At 45.8% G+C, this 19,783-nt stretch carries 17 protein-coding genes; 6 read left to right on the top strand and 11 right to left on the bottom strand.

From position 1 onward, the window contains the following. Positions 1-131 precede the first annotated feature (131 nt). Entirely contained in the window at positions 132-2,315 is a 2,184-nt protein-coding gene (locus tag EXT46_RS07400) for a malate synthase G (RefSeq protein WP_130146331.1), read from the top strand. 57 nt (positions 2,316-2,372) lie between these two features. Here the strand turns inward: EXT46_RS07400 and EXT46_RS07395 are convergent, their stop codons facing one another. The 4 genes from EXT46_RS07395 to EXT46_RS07380 all read right to left on the bottom strand — a co-directional run bounded on the left by EXT46_RS07395 (position 2,373) and on the right by EXT46_RS07380 (position 6,859). Then, the gene (locus EXT46_RS07395; RefSeq protein WP_130146329.1) at positions 2,373-3,098 is read right to left on the bottom strand and encodes a YebC/PmpR family DNA-binding transcriptional regulator; all 726 of its coding nucleotides are present in this window, start codon (positions 3,096-3,098) and stop codon (positions 2,373-2,375) included. Positions 3,099-3,217: 119 nt separating this feature from the next. Further along, positions 3,218-3,820 carry an HAD-IA family hydrolase gene (locus EXT46_RS07390; RefSeq protein ID WP_130146327.1) on the bottom strand — a complete coding sequence of 201 codons (603 nt, stop codon included), beginning with the start codon at positions 3,818-3,820 and terminating at the stop codon, positions 3,218-3,220. Between the two features lie 124 nt (positions 3,821-3,944). Further along, positions 3,945-4,433 (bottom strand): DUF6702 family protein, encoded by a 489-nt coding sequence (locus EXT46_RS07385; protein WP_022943528.1) that lies wholly within the window; start codon positions 4,431-4,433, stop codon positions 3,945-3,947. Further along, entirely contained in the window at positions 4,433-6,859 is a 2,427-nt protein-coding gene (locus tag EXT46_RS07380) for a M1 family metallopeptidase (protein ID WP_130146544.1), read from the bottom strand. Before EXT46_RS07380 ends, EXT46_RS07385 begins: the two co-directional genes overlap by 1 nt. A 356-nt stretch (positions 6,860-7,215) precedes the next feature. Here EXT46_RS07380 and EXT46_RS07375 point away from each other — a divergent pair, with 356 nt between their 5' ends. The 4 genes from EXT46_RS07375 (at position 7,216) to EXT46_RS07360 (ending at position 13,141) form a co-directional block, all read left to right on the top strand. Then, a complete protein-coding gene (locus EXT46_RS07375) occupies positions 7,216-7,455 on the top strand; it encodes a hypothetical protein (RefSeq protein WP_022943526.1) in 240 nt (79 codons plus the stop codon). A gap of 69 nt (positions 7,456-7,524) precedes the next feature. Then, positions 7,525-8,742: an exonuclease subunit SbcD gene (gene sbcD / locus EXT46_RS07370; RefSeq protein ID WP_130146325.1), complete on the top strand. Its 1,218-nt coding sequence runs from the start codon at positions 7,525-7,527 to the stop codon at positions 8,740-8,742. Further along, positions 8,732-12,394, top strand: coding sequence for an AAA family ATPase (locus tag EXT46_RS07365; RefSeq protein WP_165381080.1), 3,663 nt, complete (start codon positions 8,732-8,734; stop codon positions 12,392-12,394). Before sbcD ends, EXT46_RS07365 begins: the two co-directional genes overlap by 11 nt. 78 nt (positions 12,395-12,472) lie before the next feature. Beyond that, positions 12,473-13,141: a class I SAM-dependent methyltransferase gene (locus tag EXT46_RS07360; RefSeq protein WP_130146321.1), complete on the top strand. Its 669-nt coding sequence runs from the start codon at positions 12,473-12,475 to the stop codon at positions 13,139-13,141. On the opposite strand, the gene EXT46_RS07355 is transcribed toward EXT46_RS07360, so the two are convergent. Both EXT46_RS07355 and EXT46_RS07350 read right to left on the bottom strand, forming a co-directional pair. After that, entirely contained in the window at positions 13,110-13,511 is a 402-nt protein-coding gene (locus EXT46_RS07355) for a response regulator (RefSeq protein WP_130146319.1), read from the bottom strand. The genes EXT46_RS07360 and EXT46_RS07355 overlap by 32 nt on opposite strands. Before the next feature lie 77 nt (positions 13,512-13,588). After that, positions 13,589-14,122 (bottom strand): hypothetical protein, encoded by a 534-nt coding sequence (locus EXT46_RS07350; RefSeq protein ID WP_130146317.1) that lies wholly within the window; start codon positions 14,120-14,122, stop codon positions 13,589-13,591. 168 nt (positions 14,123-14,290) lie between these two features. On the opposite strand from EXT46_RS07350, the gene EXT46_RS07345 reads away from it, so the two are divergent. Beyond that, positions 14,291-14,803 (top strand): lipocalin family protein, encoded by a 513-nt coding sequence (locus tag EXT46_RS07345; RefSeq protein ID WP_130146315.1) that lies wholly within the window; start codon positions 14,291-14,293, stop codon positions 14,801-14,803. Positions 14,804-14,941: 138 nt separating this feature from the next. Here EXT46_RS07345 and EXT46_RS07340 read toward each other — a convergent pair whose 3' ends face one another. The 5 genes from EXT46_RS07340 to EXT46_RS18870 form a co-directional block, all read right to left on the bottom strand. Further along, positions 14,942-15,283 (bottom strand): DUF3325 domain-containing protein, encoded by a 342-nt coding sequence (locus tag EXT46_RS07340; protein ID WP_130146313.1) that lies wholly within the window; start codon positions 15,281-15,283, stop codon positions 14,942-14,944. Next, positions 15,280-16,845, bottom strand: a complete 1,566-nt coding sequence (locus tag EXT46_RS07335) for a PepSY-associated TM helix domain-containing protein (protein ID WP_165381079.1) — start codon at positions 16,843-16,845, stop codon at positions 15,280-15,282. The genes EXT46_RS07340 and EXT46_RS07335 overlap by 4 nt, the downstream gene beginning before the upstream one ends. Beyond that, positions 16,842-17,162 carry a hypothetical protein gene (locus tag EXT46_RS07330; RefSeq protein ID WP_022943517.1) on the bottom strand — a complete coding sequence of 107 codons (321 nt, stop codon included), beginning with the start codon at positions 17,160-17,162 and terminating at the stop codon, positions 16,842-16,844. Before EXT46_RS07330 ends, EXT46_RS07335 begins: the two co-directional genes overlap by 4 nt. Positions 17,163-17,572: 410 nt before the next feature. Next, the gene (locus tag EXT46_RS07325; RefSeq protein ID WP_130146297.1) at positions 17,573-18,784 is read right to left on the bottom strand and encodes an IS256 family transposase; all 1,212 of its coding nucleotides are present in this window, start codon (positions 18,782-18,784) and stop codon (positions 17,573-17,575) included. 61 nt (positions 18,785-18,845) lie between these two features. Continuing rightward, a complete protein-coding gene (locus EXT46_RS18870; RefSeq protein WP_165381078.1) occupies positions 18,846-19,565 on the bottom strand; it encodes a hypothetical protein in 720 nt (239 codons plus the stop codon). Positions 19,566-19,783: the final 218 nt, after the last annotated feature.

The raw sequence follows: 19,783 nt of genomic DNA, 5'->3' as shown, positions 1-19,783 counted from the left end.
CGAATTAGGTTGATTTATTAAATTTATAGTTATTATTGTGGCTATATTTTCAATGAATGGGGTTTGGGTTCACATCAGCGCTTTTTCAGTTACAGTGAAATGACTAACTTCTTCGTTTAAAGGAAACGCACATGACCCAGCGCATCTCTCACAGCGGCTTGGCTATTGATGCTCAGCTTTATCAATTCATAACTGAGCAAGTCCTGCCGCACACTGAACTCGATACTGAACGCCTGTTCGCGGGTTTGGCCGATATCATTCAGCGCCTTACTCCCATCAATAAGGCATTACTGGCGAAGCGGGATAGTTTGCAGAAGCACATTGACGGTTATTATCAGAAAAATACTAAAGATAACCATGATGAATATACCAAGTTTCTAAAAGACATCGGTTATTTGCTAGAGCAACCAGAGCAGGTTAGCGTAGAAACCGAGGGTGTAGACGATGAAATCGCGCGCATGGCTGGACCGCAGCTTGTGGTGCCAGTGAGTAATGCACGCTTTGCCCTAAACGCTGCCAACGCCCGCTGGGGCTCCTTGTATGATGCACTGTATGGCAGCGATGTGATCAGTGAGGAAGAAGGCGCAGAGCAAGGTAGCCAATACAACCCTGTGCGCGGTTTTAAGGTCATGGCCTATGCGCGGCAGTTCCTAGATAAAGCGTTACCGCTCAAAAGCGGCTCACACATTGAAAGTACCGAATATGCGATAAACAATGGCGAGCTTGTGGTTATTTTGGGTGACTCTCAGCAAGTAACCCTCGCTGAGCCCTCGCAGTTGATTGGCTATCAGGGTCAACCTGAGCGCCCGACTGCGTTGCTATTTTGTCATCATGGCCTGCACTTTATTATCGCCATCGACCCACACAACCGCATCGGCCGCGACGACAAAGCTGGCATTAAAGACATCGTACTCGAGTCTGCTCTAACCACCATCATGGACTGTGAAGACTCTGTCGCTGCCGTTGATGGCGAGGATAAAACACAAGTTTATCGTAACTGGTTTGGGCTGATGATGGGAAACTTGAGCTGCGAATTTTCCAAAGGTGGGCAAACTCAGACACGGCGCCTTAATAGGGATCAACATTTTACTAAGTTAGATGGCTCGTCGCTGACCCTTCATGGCCGAAGCTTAATGTTTGTTCGCAATGTCGGTCACCTGATGACAACACCCGCCATACTAGACAGCGATGGTAACGAGGTATTTGAAGGCATATTGGATGCGGTCTTTACTAGTTTGTGCGCGCTTCCCGAATATCACAGCCGCTCCGAGTTAGCTAACTCGCGCACTCAGAGTATTTATATCGTTAAGCCTAAAATGCACGGCCCCGAGGAAGTGGCCTTCACCGCGCAGCTATTTAGTGAAGTGGAGGCTTTATTAGCCCTTCCTAGCAATACCTTGAAAATGGGGATTATGGATGAAGAGCGGCGTACTTCGGTGAATTTGAAAGCCTGTATTGCGCAAGCGAAACAGCGAGTGGTCTTTATTAATACCGGCTTTTTGGACAGAACCGGCGATGAGATTCATACCGCTATGGAGGCCGGTGCGGCATTGCCAAAGTCGGCAATTAAAGCTCAGCCTTGGATAGATGCCTACGAGAAACGCAATGTTAGTATTGGCCTAGAATGTGGCTTAAGTGGTAAAGCACAAATAGGTAAAGGCATGTGGCCAATGCCAGATAAACTGGCGTTAATGATGGAGCAGAAAATCGGCCATGTGAAATCGGGTGCCAACACCGCCTGGGTGCCCTCCCCGACTGCCGCAACCTTACATGCCCTTCATTATCATGATGTTGATGTATTCGCGCAGCAAAAAACATTATCAGCACAAAGCCAGCAGTCCTTTAGAGACTTACTCACACCGCCGATTGATAATCAGCAACAACTCAGCAGCGAAGATATTCAGCTCGAACTCGATAATAATGTTCAAGGCATTTTGGGGTATGTTGTGCGTTGGGTAGAGCAAGGCGTTGGTTGTTCAAAAGTGCCCGATATCAATAATGTCGGCTTAATGGAAGATCGCGCGACATTACGGATTTCTAGTCAACATATTGCCAATTGGCTACACCATGGTATTTGCACCGAAGAGCAAGTCCTGAAGACCATGAAGCGTATGGCAAAGGTGGTTGATGAGCAAAACGCAGGCGATAGCCAGTATAAAAATATGGCTGATAGTGAACAAAGTTTACTTGATAGCTTAGCGTTTCAAGCTGCGACAGATTTGGTTTTCAAAGGCAGATCACAGCCCAATGGCTATACCGAGCCGCTTTTGCATCATTACCGCCGACTGTTCAAAGAACGCCAAGCGTCGATGTAAAGGGCCTTTACAGCAATAAAAAAGCCGGCATTTTAGCCGGCTTTTTTATTAACGCTATTAGTTATTAACAATGGCGTTGTGATAGACATTTTGTACGTCATCACAATCTTCCAACATGTTCATAAACTTCTCAAAGTTGGCGATATCATCTTCGTCGGTGATTTCAATGTGTGTTTGTGGCACAAAGGTAATTTCGTCAACATCAAAGTTAATGCCTGAAAATGCTTCTGTAAGTGCTGTTTTCGCTTTGAAGTATTCGGTATGCGGGGCAAATACAGATACTTTGCCGTCTTCTACTTCGACATCTGTGACGTCAACATCAGCCATCATTAGCGCTTCTAACACTTCTTCGTCATCATCACCTTCGAAACCCAAAATGGCGAGGTGATCAAACATGTGCGCAACGCAACCTGGGTTGCCGATCTTGGAGTCGGTTTTGGTAAACGGTAAGCGTACGTCTTTAATGGTTCGATTAGGGTTATCAGTAAGGCAGTCTACAATAACCATGCAGTTACCTGGACCGTACCCTTCATAACGTGCCGCAGAGTAATCTTCACCCGCACCACCGGCTGCTTTTTCTATCGCCTTATCAATTACGTGAGCGGGTACTTGATCTTTTTTAGCTTTATCAATCAAACGGCGTAGAGAAAGGTTTGCATCTGGGTCAGCACCGCCATTTTTTGCAACGACGTAGATCTCTTTACCGTATTTTGAGTTTACTTTTGTTTTTGCCGCGGCTGTTTTCGCCATGGCGTTTTTACGAACTTCAAACGCTCTGCCCATTTTCAATCTCTCAAGTTTGAATTTATTTCCTCACTGGATTTTAACAACTCGCAGCACATTGGGCTAGTGCCATGTTTACATAAAAGTGCTGCTTTGTTGGTCAAACTTTTTAAATGAGGCTATTCAACATAACTTTGGAAGAGGGAAGGCAACTCACTGAAACAGCGAATGATATGATCAGCTTGATGTGCATAATCAGGAAGAGCTTGGGGCGCATATAAGCAAGCACGCATATTGGCGTTGCGCGCCGCTTCAATATCGTATTTATAGTCACCTACGTACACCAGCTCGGTTGGTGCCATTTGCCATCGTTCGGCAATGTGAAGCAGTGCACTGGGGTCCGGTTTTGCTGGAGCATCATCACGGGTCAAAATCAGCTCAATTGGCAAAGGGTTGCGTTTTACTTTGATGGCCGTTGCTTGCTGACAGTTACGGGTGACAATGGCCATCGGAATGTTGGCCTGGTGTAGCCTTTGCACTGCTGCCTTAACCTCTGGTAATAGTTGAGATTGCTGCGCATCGGCAAGTTCGTGGTCGAGTATCACTTGCTCTGCTCGTTGCCGCCCTTCGCTATCCAATGTACTAACAAAGTCTAAAATATCGATATCAGCGTGGCAGTTGAGCTGTTCACGGATGCGAGCAAAATTCAGTATAGAACTGAATAGTGTGCCATCCATGTCAAAAATGACGCCATTAAGAGAGTGAGGCTTGCTGCTTGGCATTGTATTTCCTGTAAACTATATGGTTGCAATGATACGACCTTGCACCGCTATAAGCGCAACCATAGCAGGAAAAAACGCGCACATCGACATCTTCCCTGATGTGCACGCTGGTTGGGGGAAGCGCTTAGAAGGTGACGCTATGCCACTGGTTCTGGCGTTCAAAGTACAAAGTTCGCACTTTGCCTTTGCCCTCTATATTGACCATATTAATTTGCGCAGGCCACAGTTCATGGAGTGCCCCGTGCGTCATTTTCAGGCCCTTTAGCGGCTGCTTTGGCATCGCTGCCTCTTGGTACACCCAAAAAAACTTACCATCCACTTCAAAGCCAACATTGCTCAACTGCAAAGGCTGATCGTTGGGGTCGGTTATCGCCACTTGTTCGGCTACATAGTCGGCAAATTTTTGTTGGTCATCTGCATGCTTTAACATATCAGCTTGATTGCCAAATAGGTCTTCGACGGCATGCTCTGTGTCATGAAGATAAAATCGATGCATCAGCTCAATATGTTCAGTGCGTTGATTGAACAGCACGGTGGTCACCGAGTTTTTTAATTGGTGAGCCAAGCTGGCGCTGCTAAATAGCAGCACCGATAAAAGCACGATAATACGCATTATGGCTGTTGTTCCTCTTCGTTAGCCTCTTTGAGATCGGTTTTAATATCGTGCATGATGTCGCGACTGACCTTGGCTTTGCTCTTCTTACGCTTGTAGGTCTCGATACGCGATTCCATGATACGTCGTGGGTAATAGTTATTAGACACATCTACATCTGCGGTTTCCCATCCCGGGTCGACGGCTATACTGGCAATTTCTTTACCCTTGTCGGTCACTATCAGCTTTTCCACCTGTTTGGCATTACGGCGCCAGATTTCGGCTGGAATGTAACGTTGCTCTGTGGTGCCATCGGTGTAGCTAAGCTCGAGTAAAATGGGCATAACTAGGCCGCCCACATTGCTAAATTGCATCACGTAATAGTTGTTGTCCTCGGCCACCGCTCTGTCTAAGGTGCGACGTTCCCAGGGCTCTAGTTTGCTAAGCATCTTCTGGTAGGCATTACGCTCTTTATTGGTCACGGTGAAGCGATCATTACTGTCGTAAAAGTCGCGTACATCGGGGTTTTTATCTATCCACAATTCACGGCCTTCACGCTTATTGCGCTCAACAAATAATGATGTGGGTTTATTTTTCTCAATCTCGCGTAGGCGGTTAAAGTCGATATCTGGGTTCATGGTATCCAAACGCAGCTTGTACACCTTATCTAAGGCGATATCGACATGGTCGGTGCTGTAGAACCAGCCCCGCCAAAACCAGTCGAGGTCGACGCCTGAGGCTTCTTCCATGGTGCGGAAAAAGTCAGCGGGAGTGGGTCGCTTGTATTTCCAGCGGTTGGCATATTCTTTAAAGGCAAAGTCAAATAACTCGCGCCCTAAAATTACCTCGCGGAGAATATTTAGCGCCGCTGCTGGCTTAGTGTAGGCGTTGGGCCCAAGGCGCAGCACACTGTCTGATTGTGTCATAATCGGCACTTGATGTTCAGATTTCATGTACTCGACAATATCGCGAGGCTCTACTCCCCAAGGAATATCTGGATCCCACTCGCGTCCAGCAACTCCGTCAAGGAAACTGTTTAATCCCTCATCCATCCAAGTCCATTGACGCTCATCTGAGTTAACGATCATGGGGAAATAGATGTGCCCAATTTCGTGTATAACGACACCGATGAGAAAACGTTTCTCTGCTTGGGAGTAAGTGCGAGAGCCGTCATCGCGCAGCTCCGTGCGTGGCCCGTTGAAGGTGATCATCGGGTACTCCATGCCGCCCACAGGACCATTTACTGATTGGGCGACCGGGTATGGATAATCAAATGAATAGCGAGAGTATACCTCCATGGTATGGATCACCGCTTCGGTGGAGTATTTTTTCCACAGGTCGCCGCCCTCTTTTGGATAAAACGACATCGCCATCACCAGCGGTTGTTCGTCGCCACCTTGATGATAGCCTTTCGCATCCCACATAAATTTTCGTGATGATGCCCACGCAAAGTCGCGTACATTATCGGCCTTAAAACGCCAAGTCTTGGTCTCTTGTGTGGCTGATTTTTCGTTCTCTAACGCCTCTTCTTCGGTCACGATAAAGACCGGACGCTCAGCATTTTTTGCTTGTTCTAAGCGTTGGCGCTGGGTGCGGTTAAGTACCGAGCCTGGGTTATCCAGGGTACCAGTCGCGGAGACGATATGATCTGCCGGCACGGTGATTTCAACATCATAATCGCCAAATTCTAAGGTGAATTCGCCACGCCCTAAAAATGCTTTATTGGTCCATGCTTCATAATCGGTGTAAGCCGCCAAACGCGGAAACCACTGCGCTAACAAAAAGATGTCATTGCCGTCTTTTTCAAAGTGTTCATAGCCATTGCGAGCGCCCACGGCGTCTTCTTCAACAATATTAAACGCAAAGTCCATGCTCAATTCGGTACTTTGTCCTGGTCTCAGAGGCTGGTTTAAATCAACGCGCATAAGGGTGTCGACAACAGTGGCTTTGAGATCATCCCCGTCCTCATCTTTGATATTGCTGAGCACGAACCCCGGCTCATTGTCAGCGAGAAATTGCATGCGTCGCAGGGCCGATAAGCTCAGCTTACTGGGTTTACCTACAGGCTGAGCCTCAAGCCCAGACTTGAAGGTTTTACTGCGCTCAGCAATTGAGTCTGCCTTATATATATTTTGATCTAGCTGGAGCCACAAGTAACGCAGGGTGTGCGGAGAGTTATTGGTGTACTCGATACGCTGACTGGCACTCAAACGTCGTGCTTTTTCATCTAGGGTGACGTCTATATCGTAATCCACTTGCTGCTGCCAATAATTTTCCCCCGGGGCGCCAGCGGCACTTCGGTAGCTATTTGCAGTAGGCAGGGACTCGTCTAGTTGGCGAAATTTATCTTCGAAATTACCCTTGGTTTGCATCACATTGGCCATCACCCCTTGGCTAATCAAAGTGAGCGCCCCAAGCAGAACGAAGGTTTTATTATTTTTATTCATCATAAACACAGTGTTTTTTGCTATTTGTGACACTGTTGCAAAAGTAGCCAAATGCTGCAACTGAGACGCGATGAAGTGCATACAAGCGCGACCAATCTAATGCTAAAAGTGGTATGAAAAATGCTGTGTTTATTATCTGTAAAGGGGGTTTCCAGTTTTTTTCGTGGGATTTTCCCATTAAAGGTTGCAATTGCATTTTAATTAATTTTAGAATCCCCCACTTTTTTAATTCGTGAACAATAAAAATAAGGATTATCAGCCTAACAAGTCGTGCTTTGACTGGGCTGAAACATAAAGTAAGCGATAGGAAGTTCACTCAATTCGCTCACATAGCAAGGTATAAAATTGGTGGTGCTATGGATTTTTATGTCCTCAAAAAGAAAGACGAGTTAATAGCCATTCCTGCAAATGAGCAGCATTGTAAACAATACTTAGATAATGGGTATTTTTACATTGATAAAGTGGCAGCATGTGATGAAAACACCGCAATTCGTCGTTTAAAAGCGAAATACCAGCGAAATATGCGTTTGCCTTTAACCGCATTAGCGATAGTGATACCGGTTATTATAGTTACTTGGTGGCAAGTAACACACTGACACAAGCACGCTTAAACGCGTGCTGTTCCATGCTATAGTGGGCGCAATAGCAAATAACTTAATGTACTGATGCGCTTACTCCACACCTCTGATTGGCACTTGGGTCAGCTTTTTTACGAGCATACGCGAGTGCAAGAACATCACGCCTTTCTAACCTGGCTTATTGGTGAATTAAATCGCCAAGCTGTTGACGTACTGTTGATTAGCGGCGATATCTATCATACTGCCACTCCGCCAACACAAGCGGAGAATCAGCTTTATGAATTTGTTAAAGCAGCTAAAGCAGTCTGCCCTACCCTACATATAGTGATTATTGCCGGTAATCATGATAGTGCCAAACGCATCACCACAGCACAGCCATTACTGGCACAGTTTGACACTCATGTAGTCGGTCGCTTTGATTTTCAGCGCCCCGAGCTGAGTGTCATTAACATTACGTGTGGTGATCAACACTGTGCGATTCTTGCCCTGCCCTATCTGCGTGCCAGTGATATCCCAGATGCACAAATGAGTTATGCTCAGGCGGTCAAAGAGGCCTACCAACTTATGCTTGAGCAATGTCAGCTTGAGGACGACTCCAATGTTATCGCCATGGGCCATCTACATGCTCGGGGTGCCACTGTCAGCGAAGACTCAGAGCGCGCTTTAGTCATTGGCGGTGAAGATGCCATCGGCGCTGATGTTTTTCCGCCCCAAGCCTGCTATGTTGCCCTCGGCCACTTGCATAAAGCACAAAGTGTTAACGCTAAAGAATATATTCGTTACAGTGGCACGCCCTTCGCGATGTCGTTTTCGGAACGTCAATATCATCACCAAGTTTTGCTGTTAGAGGTACAAGATAATGCCTTGCAAAGTGTCAACCCCCTTTACATTCCTCGGCATCGGCAATTACACCTTGTTCCCGAGGCTACTCTCCTGCCGCTAGCTCAAGTATGCGAGCAGATTCGGCAGTTACCCGGCCCTGATGATGAGCAGGGGTACATTCGCGTTCGCCTCTCGAGTAAAGAGCTTGCCACCGACTTTCGCGAGCAAATCGAGCTTGCACTTCAAGGCAAAGATTTACTTTTTTGTGGCGTTGAACGGGTGCGCTCGCAACGGGAGAATAAAAACGATGAACTTGAACTACAAGACTTATCGCAAGTAGAGCGCCTAGACGCTGCGCACTTATTGAGTGAAGCTGTCAACGAGCATGATGAGCTTGAAGATCACGATATTACCAACGAGGTTAAAGACTTGTTTGCGCAGTTAGTTGAGGATGTTGAGCAGGAGGGGAATAATGAAGATTAATCGCCTGCAAATTCATAACTTAGCATCATTATTAGACGCCGACATCGATTTCAGCCGCCCTCCCCTGCGTGACGCTGGCTTGTTTGCCATAACTGGTGACACCGGGGCTGGAAAAAGCACTGTATTGGATGCGTTGTGTTTAGGCTTATATGATAAAACCGCCCGGCTGAGCAATGAAAGCACACAAAAAGTAGACTTTAATGGCGACAATGTGCGCCTCAATGATCCGCGCCACCTATTGCGTCGTGGTACCGGTATAGGATGGGTCAAAGTTGATTTTGTGGCTATCGATGGCGCTCATTATCGCGCCCTCTGGCAAGTGACCCGAGCACGTAAAAAACCAAACGGTAAATTACAAGCACCCACTCATGCACTGTACCTTATGCCGCAAGAGCAGCTGGTGAGTGATGGTAAACTTGAGACGAAGAAAACCATTGAGCGATTAGTTGGGCTTAATTTCGAGCAGTTCACGCGTGCGGTGATGCTAGCACAAAATGAGTTTTCTGCTTTTTTACGTGCCCAAGGCGATGAGCGTGCAGTCTTGCTTGAGCGTTTAAGTGGTACACAGAAGTACTCCATTGTTGGTCAGCGCGTGTATTCTGGTTACAAAGCCAAGCTTAATGATGTCGAGGAATTTAAAGCTTCTATGGATGCGGTTGATATTCTCGATGAGCAACAATTACAGGAGCTTAACGAGCAGCAACATCAGCATATCGAGCAGCAGCAACAATGCCAAAAACGACGAGAACAGGTTGATAAACACCTCCAGTGGTTCGCAGCCGAGCAACAATTACAACATGAAATCGCTGACCTTCAACAGCGTATACACACTACGAGTAACAGCCTAGAGCGACTAGAGCCCAGGGTGAGAGAGGCTCAGCGAGTTAAGCAATGTTGGCAAATTGAAGATAACCTTACTGCCACAGCACGATTGCAACAGCGTTTGGCGCAACAGCAAACTCGCCAAGAGGAACTAACACGCAGTGATGCTAAAAGTGTATGGCAACACGGCGAACAGCAGCAACAAGTAGCACAACAACAGCTTCGCCATGTGCAACAGCAATATGCGCAGCGCAAAGAAAAACTCAATGCTGCCGTGGCACTGGATGTGAAACTTGCACAAAAGAAGGAGGTACTAGCGGCAAAACGCTCTGAGTTCGAACAGACGAGCGCACAGCAGCTGCAATTGACGCAGCAAAGCCAAAACCTCGCTGCACAAGTGGATGAAAGTAATAGACGCCTTGATGAGTACACTACGCAATTAGAATCACAACCTTGGCTAGTTGAGTTAGTAAAAAATTGGTCTCATTACCATCATCTTTGGCAGCGTATTAATAGTTATGATGCTACATATAAAGAAAAAAACGAGCAGTTACAGACATCTAATAATGAGCTTTCGAAGCTTGATCAAAGCCTTGCCACACTTAATGAAGAAAACACCACATTCCAGCAGTCGATACAAGCACTTGAGCAGCAAATAGTAAGTTTACAGTCGCAGCCTGAAGCCTTGTCTGCAAGTGAGCTTCAGCGTCAGTTAGGCACATGGCAACAGGCCTTGGAGCGTTTTCAACAATGGCATAGTAGTAACCGTCAGCTTGTAACCGTGCGTCATCAGCAGCAATCTCTTCATGCTGAGCTTGAACAAAAGCAACAACAGCTGCATGAGGCTTCGCAACATCACTCTGTTTTAGAGCAGCAATTGTCGCATGCACGCAAGGCCTATGAACAGGTTAAACTGCGTGCAAGCGAGCAGATCACGCATTTACGTACTCAGCTTAAAAGTGGTGAGCCTTGTATGGTGTGTGGTTCTGAACATCATCCTTTTGCTGAAAATGATGACAATAATCATGCTTTTGCTGCGTTATTAGGGGACTTTGAACAGGCTTACGCAACGGCCCAAAAGAATCTGGATCAGCATTATACTAAGCGGCATGCTTTGCAAACCGAGATCCAGTTAGCACAGCAACAAATTGATAATGTCAGCGCTACTGAGCAACAGCTGAAGTCGCAGCTACAACAATTCGCGCAGCAGCTAGAGCCCTTTATTCAAGGTAAACCCCTTGATGAGCTTAGCGATCAGGATTTTACTAAGCCTATTGCGGACATCCAACAGCAATACCAGCAGTTGGAACAGTTAGAGCAACAGTTAGTAAAATTACGATCTGAGTTAAATATTCAGCAACACAACAGCGGCGAATTGCAGGTGCAATTACAAAGCAGTGAACAGCGACGTCAGCAACTGCAACTACAAACGCAGCGTCTTGCTTACGAACTTGAAGCTGAGCAGCAGCAATGCCAACAGAGCATCGCAGAGCTACGAGAGCACTTCAGTGAAGCGCCATGGTGGCAAGATAGTCTGCATCACCTAGCGAAACTTTGGCAGCAATTGGTTGAGCAAAAACAGCAATTTGAGCAGCTGCAAAATGAGCACGTCCGGGCCCAACAACAGACTACGCAGCTTAATCAGCAGCGAGATCAGATTTTTACTAAGCTAGAGTCACTGCAATCCCAGCAGCAAAAGCTGGGCGAGCAACTGCAAATGCAAGAACAAGAGATCACTGATTTACTAACTGAGCGCAGTACTCTTGTAGCCCATGGGCAAGATCCCAAAGCGCAGCTAGAGGAGCTGGAAGAGGCCATCGAAAAGGCTCAGCAGACACTAGACACGCAGCAAGCAGCGTGTCAGCAACAGCAGCGCCGGTATGAGCAAGAGCAAAGTGAATACCAGCACTTAGTAAAAAATTGTTCCCAGTTACAACAAGACATTGAAGAGTTACAAAAAGCCTTTGATGTCTGGTACCAGGACTACAGAGCCTTTGATGAGGCCCTAACAATTGAGCAGATCAAAAATTTACTAACTCAAGACAAACAACAAGTACAAGCAGTACTCACTGAGCACGCAACATTAGAGCAAACCCAAGTGCGCTTTCAGGCTCAGCTAGAACACAGTGAGAGTCGCTTACAACAGTTAGTAAAAAGCCGTCCGGACAAAAGTTTAACAGAGCTTGAAGAGCAAAAGCGGCAATTGGATAAGCAGTTCGATGATAGTCAGCAAGCCTTAACCTTACTCGGTGCACGCTTAGAAAATCATCGGCAGAACGTCGAACGCTTAGCCGAGCAAGGAGAGCAGTTGAAAGAGCTACAAGGGCAACTTGCTACTTGGACTACCTTAAACAGCGCACTAGGTGATGCTCAAGGGAAGCGATTGCGAAACTTAGTGCAAAGCCAAACTTTGGCTATATTGCTTGGCTACGCCAACCAACATTTACATGCCTTATCGAAGCGCTACCGTCTCACTCGTATTACGGGCACGCTCGATATTGCTATCATTGATCACGATATGGCTGATGAGCAACGCAGTGTGAATACCCTCTCCGGTGGTGAATCTTTTTTAGTGTCATTAGCTCTCGCCTTGGGGTTGGCGTCGCTATCGTCTAATAAGGTCAAAATCGAGTCCTTGTTTATTGATGAGGGGTTTGGCACATTGGACAGTGAAACATTGAGCATCGCTATGGATGCACTTGATAACCTGCAAGCGCAGGGCCGCAAAGTTGGGGTGATATCGCATATACCGCAACTTACTGAACGTGTCGCAACGCAGGTAAAGGTACGCAAACGTCCCGGCGGTTACTCCGTGGTGGAATGTGAATAATCATTCTTAGTTCATGTGCTTGCGCTATGCTAATGAACACAGTCATCGCTGTAGTCGATATTAAATCAAGGAGGTATTATGCCTAGTTTTCAAGGTGAAGAAGCGACTAATTACGACGAGCGTATTAGCCGTTTAGTGCCAGGTTATGAGTTGTTGCATCAGCTCACACAAGCGCAGTGCCAGGCTCAGTTAAGCTCGTCGGCGTCCATTTTAGTAGTGGGTGCGGGCACAGGCAAAGAGGTGGTGGCGCTTGCCAAAGCAAACCCCAATATGCACTTTGTAGCCCAGGATATTTCCGCAGATATGTTGGCAATAGCTGAGCAGCGCTTTGATGAAGCGGGAATAAGCGCGCGGGTAACATGCCATTGTGGTGATATTGGCCAATTGCAGCAACAATTTGACGGTGCATTATGCCTATTGGTATTACATTTCTTGGCAGACAATGGTGATAAAGCAGCGTTATTAAAGTCGATACGCCAGCAATTAGCTCCCCAAGCATGGTTGTGGCTCGCTGATTTAATGAAGCCTGAAACTCAGTTTGAACGTGATGCGCAGTTCATTACTTGCCAACAATTAGGGTTAAGTGATGCGGGTGTAGAACGTATGCGCCACAATTTAGAGCATGAGTTTTACCCACTGGATCGTATGCGTTTGGCTGAACTACTTGAACAGTGTGGTTATGGTATCGCCCGCTGCTACTTCAAAGCGCTAGGCTTTACTGGTTATGCAATACGTTGTCAGTCGTAGGGTGATGTAACTTTTTAAGGCGCTCGAGCTGTTTTTTCAGCGTGTTTAAACAAAACGGCTTAATGATGAAACCATCAACCTTAGCGCTAATCATATCAGTCACTACCTCTTTCTTATCTTCGCAAGTCACTACGATGACTGGAATATAACCCCAGTCATCGTGTTTGCGAATAGTAAGAAATAAGTCTTTGCCATTGACCTTTGGCATGTTGAGGTCGGTCAGTACTAAATCAAACCGGGCTTTTTCCAATAACGACAGTGCCTGCTCACCATCGGTAGCCTCTACGATATCGTCGTAGTCCAGTTTACGCAGCATATTAATAAGTACATGGCGCATTAACGGCATATCATCAACGACTAATATCTTCACTTTGTATCTCGCCTACATGGTAACTTCTTACAGTGTAGTCAATTTTTATACTTTCGTGGTGTCGCGTAAGGACCATCCTATAACTTGATATGGGTGTGGATGAGCTCACAAAGAATATCGATTTTGGCGTTATTGAGTTGTCGGTAATCAAAATAGGGGCACACGATAATACGTTGTGTGGGCGATATAGCGAACTCATCGTTAAGCCAGATCAGATTTATACCAAGTTGTTCATTTGCTGAGAGCTCTTTAGCATGAGTTTTTCCGGCAATAACATGTAGCGCTGCGTCAGGGTCGGTTACGTCAGGCTCGCTAAAGAGCAACGCCGTTTGTGAGTGGTTTTGCAGTAGTGTTTGATCTCTAAATTGTTGCCATGTGTCTACACTTTTTAAGGCCAAACAACTAGGAGCCAGTTGATATAGCCACTTTGCATAGACATTAAATACTTTTCGCCAACCGTTCCCTGCCTCTGCGTTTATTTGTGCTATCTGCCCTGCTTGCAATGGCAAGGTATCGCTTAAAGTTTGAAACTGAATCAGGTTTGGGCGGTTTTTTACATACACTCTGATTGCCGCATCGCTTTGCCCTAGGCCTATCGCTTTTATTGTCACCTAATACTACCTATCGCTTGAAGCACTTAGTAAAAAACTGATCTTAAGCAAGATAGTAAATTATTGCTATGATTTTTAAGCGGTTATAAGCTTTATCTCGTACAGAGGTCATTACTGTATTGTTCGGTTATACCCGATTAAAGACTATATTTACTTGGAGCTCATGCTATGCGCGCACAGATCATAATTTTACTAACGGTTGTATTAACTGCTTGTACTTCTGTACCTGACAAAGTGTCCCCAGTTAGCCCTTTTAATTTAGAGCGTTACATGGGCACATGGTATGAAATAGCCCGTATGCCCCACCCTTTTGAAGAAGGCTTAAGTCGCGTCACTGCGACGTACAGCCAGAATGATGATGGCAGCGTCAAGGTCATTAATCGCGGCTTTAACGCAGAAGAGCAACAATGGTCCCAAGCTGAAGGTAAAGCCAAGTTTGTTGGCGATACGAATACTGGTCATCTTAAAGTCTCTTTCTTCGGCCCCTTTTATTCCTCATATGTTGTGTTTGGATTAGACCAAGAAAACTATCAATATGCTTATGTAAGTGGTTATAACACCGACTATGCATGGTTACTCGCGCGTGAAAAAGAAGTTGATGAGCAGCGTTTAACTGACTTTAAAGAGCAACTTAGAGCTGCAGGGTTTGCGGTAGAGAAATTGATAGAGGTGCAGCAATAATATACCTGCGATAAGTTCGCCGTTAATTGTTTGGCCGGAGAGCTAGAATTCAAGAGTGAATGTAAAGGGGGTTTACAGATCAGTATTTTACTTACTCGTTAGTAAAATACTGATCTAGAAACTTAGTAAAAATTCGGTTTATTGATTGGCGATCAGAATAGTTGTAAGCACTGCCAGTAGTGAAGCCGTGCAGCAAAAGGTCAGTGCTTTGAGCCATTTCGGGCGAAAGCTAAGACACAGTGTGATGGCCAATACACTGACCGCCATAAACCCGCAGAACAGCAGTACCCCATAACTACCCAGCGCGGCAATCGCTATGGTAATGCTTAGTAAAATACTGATCCAAGCACAGATCAAAATTTTACTAACTAACCGAGCATTGGGGCGCACACCATATATATCTCGGTAATGGGTTGCTTTGGCATGTGCAAAGCAACTAAAAGCGATGATACACAGTATAAAGCAAAGCAGTTCTATCATACGCTTAACTCCTCTAACGAGCCCAACCAAGTGCGCTGCTTGCGGTTACCACGATAGGCCGCGTAGGCGAAGCAGGTTGCTGCAAATAGACAAACTAAATCGAAGCCCAACAAAGTCCATTGCTTGCTATCAATAAAGTGCAGCAAACTGCCCTGCGTGGTCATGCTGTTAATGGCAACAAGGCCAATACAGGCGCCAGCAATGATGGCATTTAATAATCGCCAACTATAAGGCTTGAATACCGCCCATGCTTGTACCGCTGCCCAGGTAAGAAAGAAAGCGAGTATCTCTTTGTCGGCCCGCTCACTCACATTCATTGGCAATAACCGATTGGCATAAAAAAATGCCAAGGCTGCTAAAGGCAAGCCCATAAACGTACCCAGGTTAAGGCTATCAACTGTGCGTAAACCTATCGCGGGGCGCTGCTTTTTATTGCGTTGGTGTAAGCGTTTTGCCCACATGATTGCGCCGCTCGCTATCATGATACACCCTGCTAAACCGCATAATACGTAAAGCCAGCGCAATACGGGCTGTGCCATGCGCGCCGCATGCAAGGCTATCATGCCATCGTAGAGGGCTTCACTGACGCTTCTATCTACTTCATTAATGTCTATCACCTCGCCCGTCGTGGCGTTAAACGTGATGCTTGGCGGCCTGTCGACAATGGCCTTGCCGCTATCAATAATAAAGCGTACCGATGCACTGCGATCGTTAGGGTGGTCAATACGTACTTGCCTTATATCTGCATCCGGCCACTTAGTATAAAGTTGATCCAGCAGTGTATTAACACCCACCATGGCTGTGGGCTCGTTGGCAGGCTCGGTGCGTTGAAAGTTAAAGACATCGGCATAGAAGCCGCGTAAACCATCGTCGTAGGCGGTCATCGTTGGGTAGGGGAAGAGCATAAAAATAAGGGTAATAAGCCCTGTATAGGTGATCATGATATGAAAAGGCAGCGCTAGCACAGACGATAAGTTATGGCTATCAAGCCAGCTGCGTACGCCTTTATTGGTGCGCAAGCTAAATAAATCCTTAAAGATCCGTTTATGAATGACCACCCCAGTTATTAGCGCAATAAGCATAAACAAGCTGGCAAAACAGACCAGCCAACGTGCTGTTCTGACGTCGAGGTAATGCAAATCAAAGTGCAGGCGATAAAAGAAATGCCCACCTTTGGATTCTCTGACTGTATCGACCCCCTCTAGCGTTTTAGGATTGACATAATAGTCTTGCCAAGGCGCACGTTTACCGGGCTCACGTGGTTCTTGGTAAGAGTAGGTAAGCCAGTCTTTACGCTCATCAGCCAAGGAAATATTCCAGCGTTCGGACTTAGGTGCCTGTTGCTGTAAGTATGCAAATCCTTGGGTTATCTGAGCTTGCTGCGCGGCAACACGCTGCTGGGGCTGTTCAAAATGATGTATCTCAGGTTTAGCCCAAAAGTTGAGTTCCCAACGGAAAAACGCAAGCGTGCCAGCAATAAATATGAGAAAGAGTAACCAGCAGACTAATAAACCTACCCAGGTGTGTAGCCATGTCATTGAACGAAAGAAGGTGTCCTTCATAGCCATTCCTCCATGAATGCCAGCAGAGCGGTGAGCGCTGCACTAGTTAGTAAAATAGTGATCCATACCTTAGCGACAGAGCGCACACTAAAGGCATAGATGAAGATACAGGCATATATCAATATCGATAAGCTTACAGCCAGTAATACCGCATCACTAGGTTGTAATGGCAGGGCGACCCCTAAAACAGCGGTACTCAAGGCAGTTAATAAGTAGCCTCCAACAATGGCGGCAATAAAGCGATAAACCACAAGGGCGCGATAATGAGAGCTGGCGATACGTAACTTGATAAGCCAGGGTGATAACTGAAAATCCATAGTCTGCAGGCTGTTGTACCAAAAACGAGCCATTATATAGATTATAAAACTAAAAGATAGTGATTCGTATTTGCTTATTTTGGTGTGTTGCTTAGTAAAATGAAAATTAAATATCATTTGGGCTAAGAGTGTTGGAGTCTACTTTTGAATTACTAGTGTCAATTTCCATAAAGCCATCTTACAAGAGCTCGACAGGAGAGAATGTCGCTGGAAACACTATTGGATAGAAAAATCGATTTAGGCTGAGATGAATTTAGCTCAAATCTAAACTGACAGTCACCGATTGAAAAACGGGTAACTGTCAGATCAAGTCTGAGCTAGTATACGCTGAGAGAGCGCGTAAGGGCAAACTCTTTGGTTTCGTTCTAGTTACTAGAGACTGTAAGAACTTCTGTGTAAGTGGCTGTTAATCATAGTGATACACGGTCACTGTACATAATCATAAACTGACTCATGGCCGCTTTCCAGTCTCTAATTGGCATTGTCCATTTCTTCGATATCTGGTGAAGCGCCAGATACAGTATTTTCATCACTGAGTCGTCAGTCGGGAACGACCGTCTGGTCTTGGTTATTTTCCGCAGGCTGGCATTTAGAGATTCGATAGCATTAGTGGTGTAAATGACCTTACGGATTTCTGGCGGATAGTCGAAGAAGACGCTCAGACGTTCCCAGTTATTGCGCCAGGACAGGCTAATTGTTGGATGTTGGTCATCCCATTTTTCAGCGAACTCAGCCAAAGCCAGTTCCGCTTCGGCCAGTGTGGCTGCACCGTAGATTCGTTTCAGGTCAGCGGCAATGACCTTACGTTGTTTCCAGTTCACATAGCGCAGAGAATGACGAATTTGATGCACGATACACAGTTGCACTTGTGTTTTCGGGTAAACCGCTTCGATGGCTTCAGGGAAGCCTTTCAGGCCATCGCAGCAAGCAATGAAGATATCCTGCACGCCACGGTTCTTAAGTTCGTTCATCACAGACAACCAGAACTTAGCGCCTTCGGTTTGAGCCATCCACAAGCCTAACAGCTCCTTTTCACCATCAGTGTTGATACCGAGCGCCAGGTAAACCGATTTGTTCTGTACCGCACCAGAATCGCGGCTACGTACCACCAAACAATCAAGGTAAACGACGGGATAAAGCGCATCCAGTGGGCGTTGCTGCCACTGCTTTACTTCATCCATCACTTCAGTGGTAACTTGAGAGATAAAGGTTGGTGATACTTCCACACCATAAGATTCCTCGAAGTGCGCCTGGATATCACGGGTTGTCATGCCCCGTGCATACAACGAGATAATCCGGTTATCAAAACCGTTGAGCTGCTTCTCGCCCTTTTTAATAAGCTTGGGTTCGAAACTACCGCTGCGGTCACGAGGGATATCCAGATCGATTTCGCCGTGAACGGAGCGCACCTTTTTACTGGATTTACCGTTTCTGGAGTTGCCGGAATTCCTGCCTTCCGATGCATTTTTAGCGTAACCAAGATGTTGTTCCATCTCGGCGTTCAACGCTCGCTCGGCAACCTTTTTGGTGAGCTGTTTAAGTAATCCGGCTTCGCCGAGGATGTCTTCGGGGGAATCACAGCCTTCTAAAAGCTGATCGATAAGTTTGTCTGATATTGGCATTCTGCATTTCCTTTCAACAGGTTAAGAATGCCACTTACACAGATATTTTTACACTCTCTTACTACCTTATTACTGCTTTACTTTCACTATTAGGTAGAAACAAAACTCTAGACTCATTACTGAAGTGCTTGATAAATAGATTGCCTAAGTTTTCATTTTTACTAAAAAACTCTTTATTGAACTCTCTCCAGTCGTCTTGGTTACTGTATCTAATAGAGGCAGCGCAAATCTGATCACCACAAAATATTCCATCCGTGCGAATATTTACATAGTCATAGAGTATTTGCTGGTTGAGTTGATCTTCTAACTTATAAAAGTTTGACGATATTTTTGATTCTGCTAATTCTTGAAGGATTTCGTTAAAGTTAGTGCTTGATAGTAACACACTGATTTCTTTCGACTTTGCCAACTTTAGATCTGCGTCAATAATTTCTTTTTCTATCGACAGAGAGCCCTTAATTTTACATGATTCGGTAGGAGTTTCGCATAAACGCCTGCGTATATCTGAGATTTTATGGGTATGAACCTTTGGTTCATGATTCATTAGTTCGTCAGAGCCATTAATATGATCTTTTTCACTGTGTGTGTGGCTTTTATCGCTGGAGTGAGCATGCTCATATACATTCTCTTTAGGGGAGTGATTCCTTTCTATTGAGTCTCTCTTTTCACTAAAAGTTAGTGGAGGTTTTTCGGCTCCAATATGGTTATCCGATGTTATAAATAACAAGCCTATCACAGCGATCAAGCATAAAACTATTACGGCAGTCACTTTTTTGTACATACACTTATCCTTTGATAAAAGAGGAGGCGGTCCTCCTCATTTGATATTCCTTTACGGAGCGTCCGGAGCTTCAGGTGCCGTATGAAGAGGGTATTGTGTAGAAACTTGACCTCCACAACAATCCCTTATAGTGACTACATCGTTGGCATTATCTTCAATAACACAGCTGTTTGTGCAAGTTGTCGTGGAGTGAGAGGCCATAGCATTAGGTGTATAGG

It is taken from the genome of Pseudoalteromonas sp. CO325X, assembly GCF_004208955.1.
Classification (GTDB): domain Bacteria; phylum Pseudomonadota; class Gammaproteobacteria; order Enterobacterales; family Alteromonadaceae; genus Pseudoalteromonas; species Pseudoalteromonas ruthenica.
The sequence above is the reverse complement of the archived record's forward strand: the minus strand, read 5'-3'. Positions and strand labels throughout refer to the sequence as shown.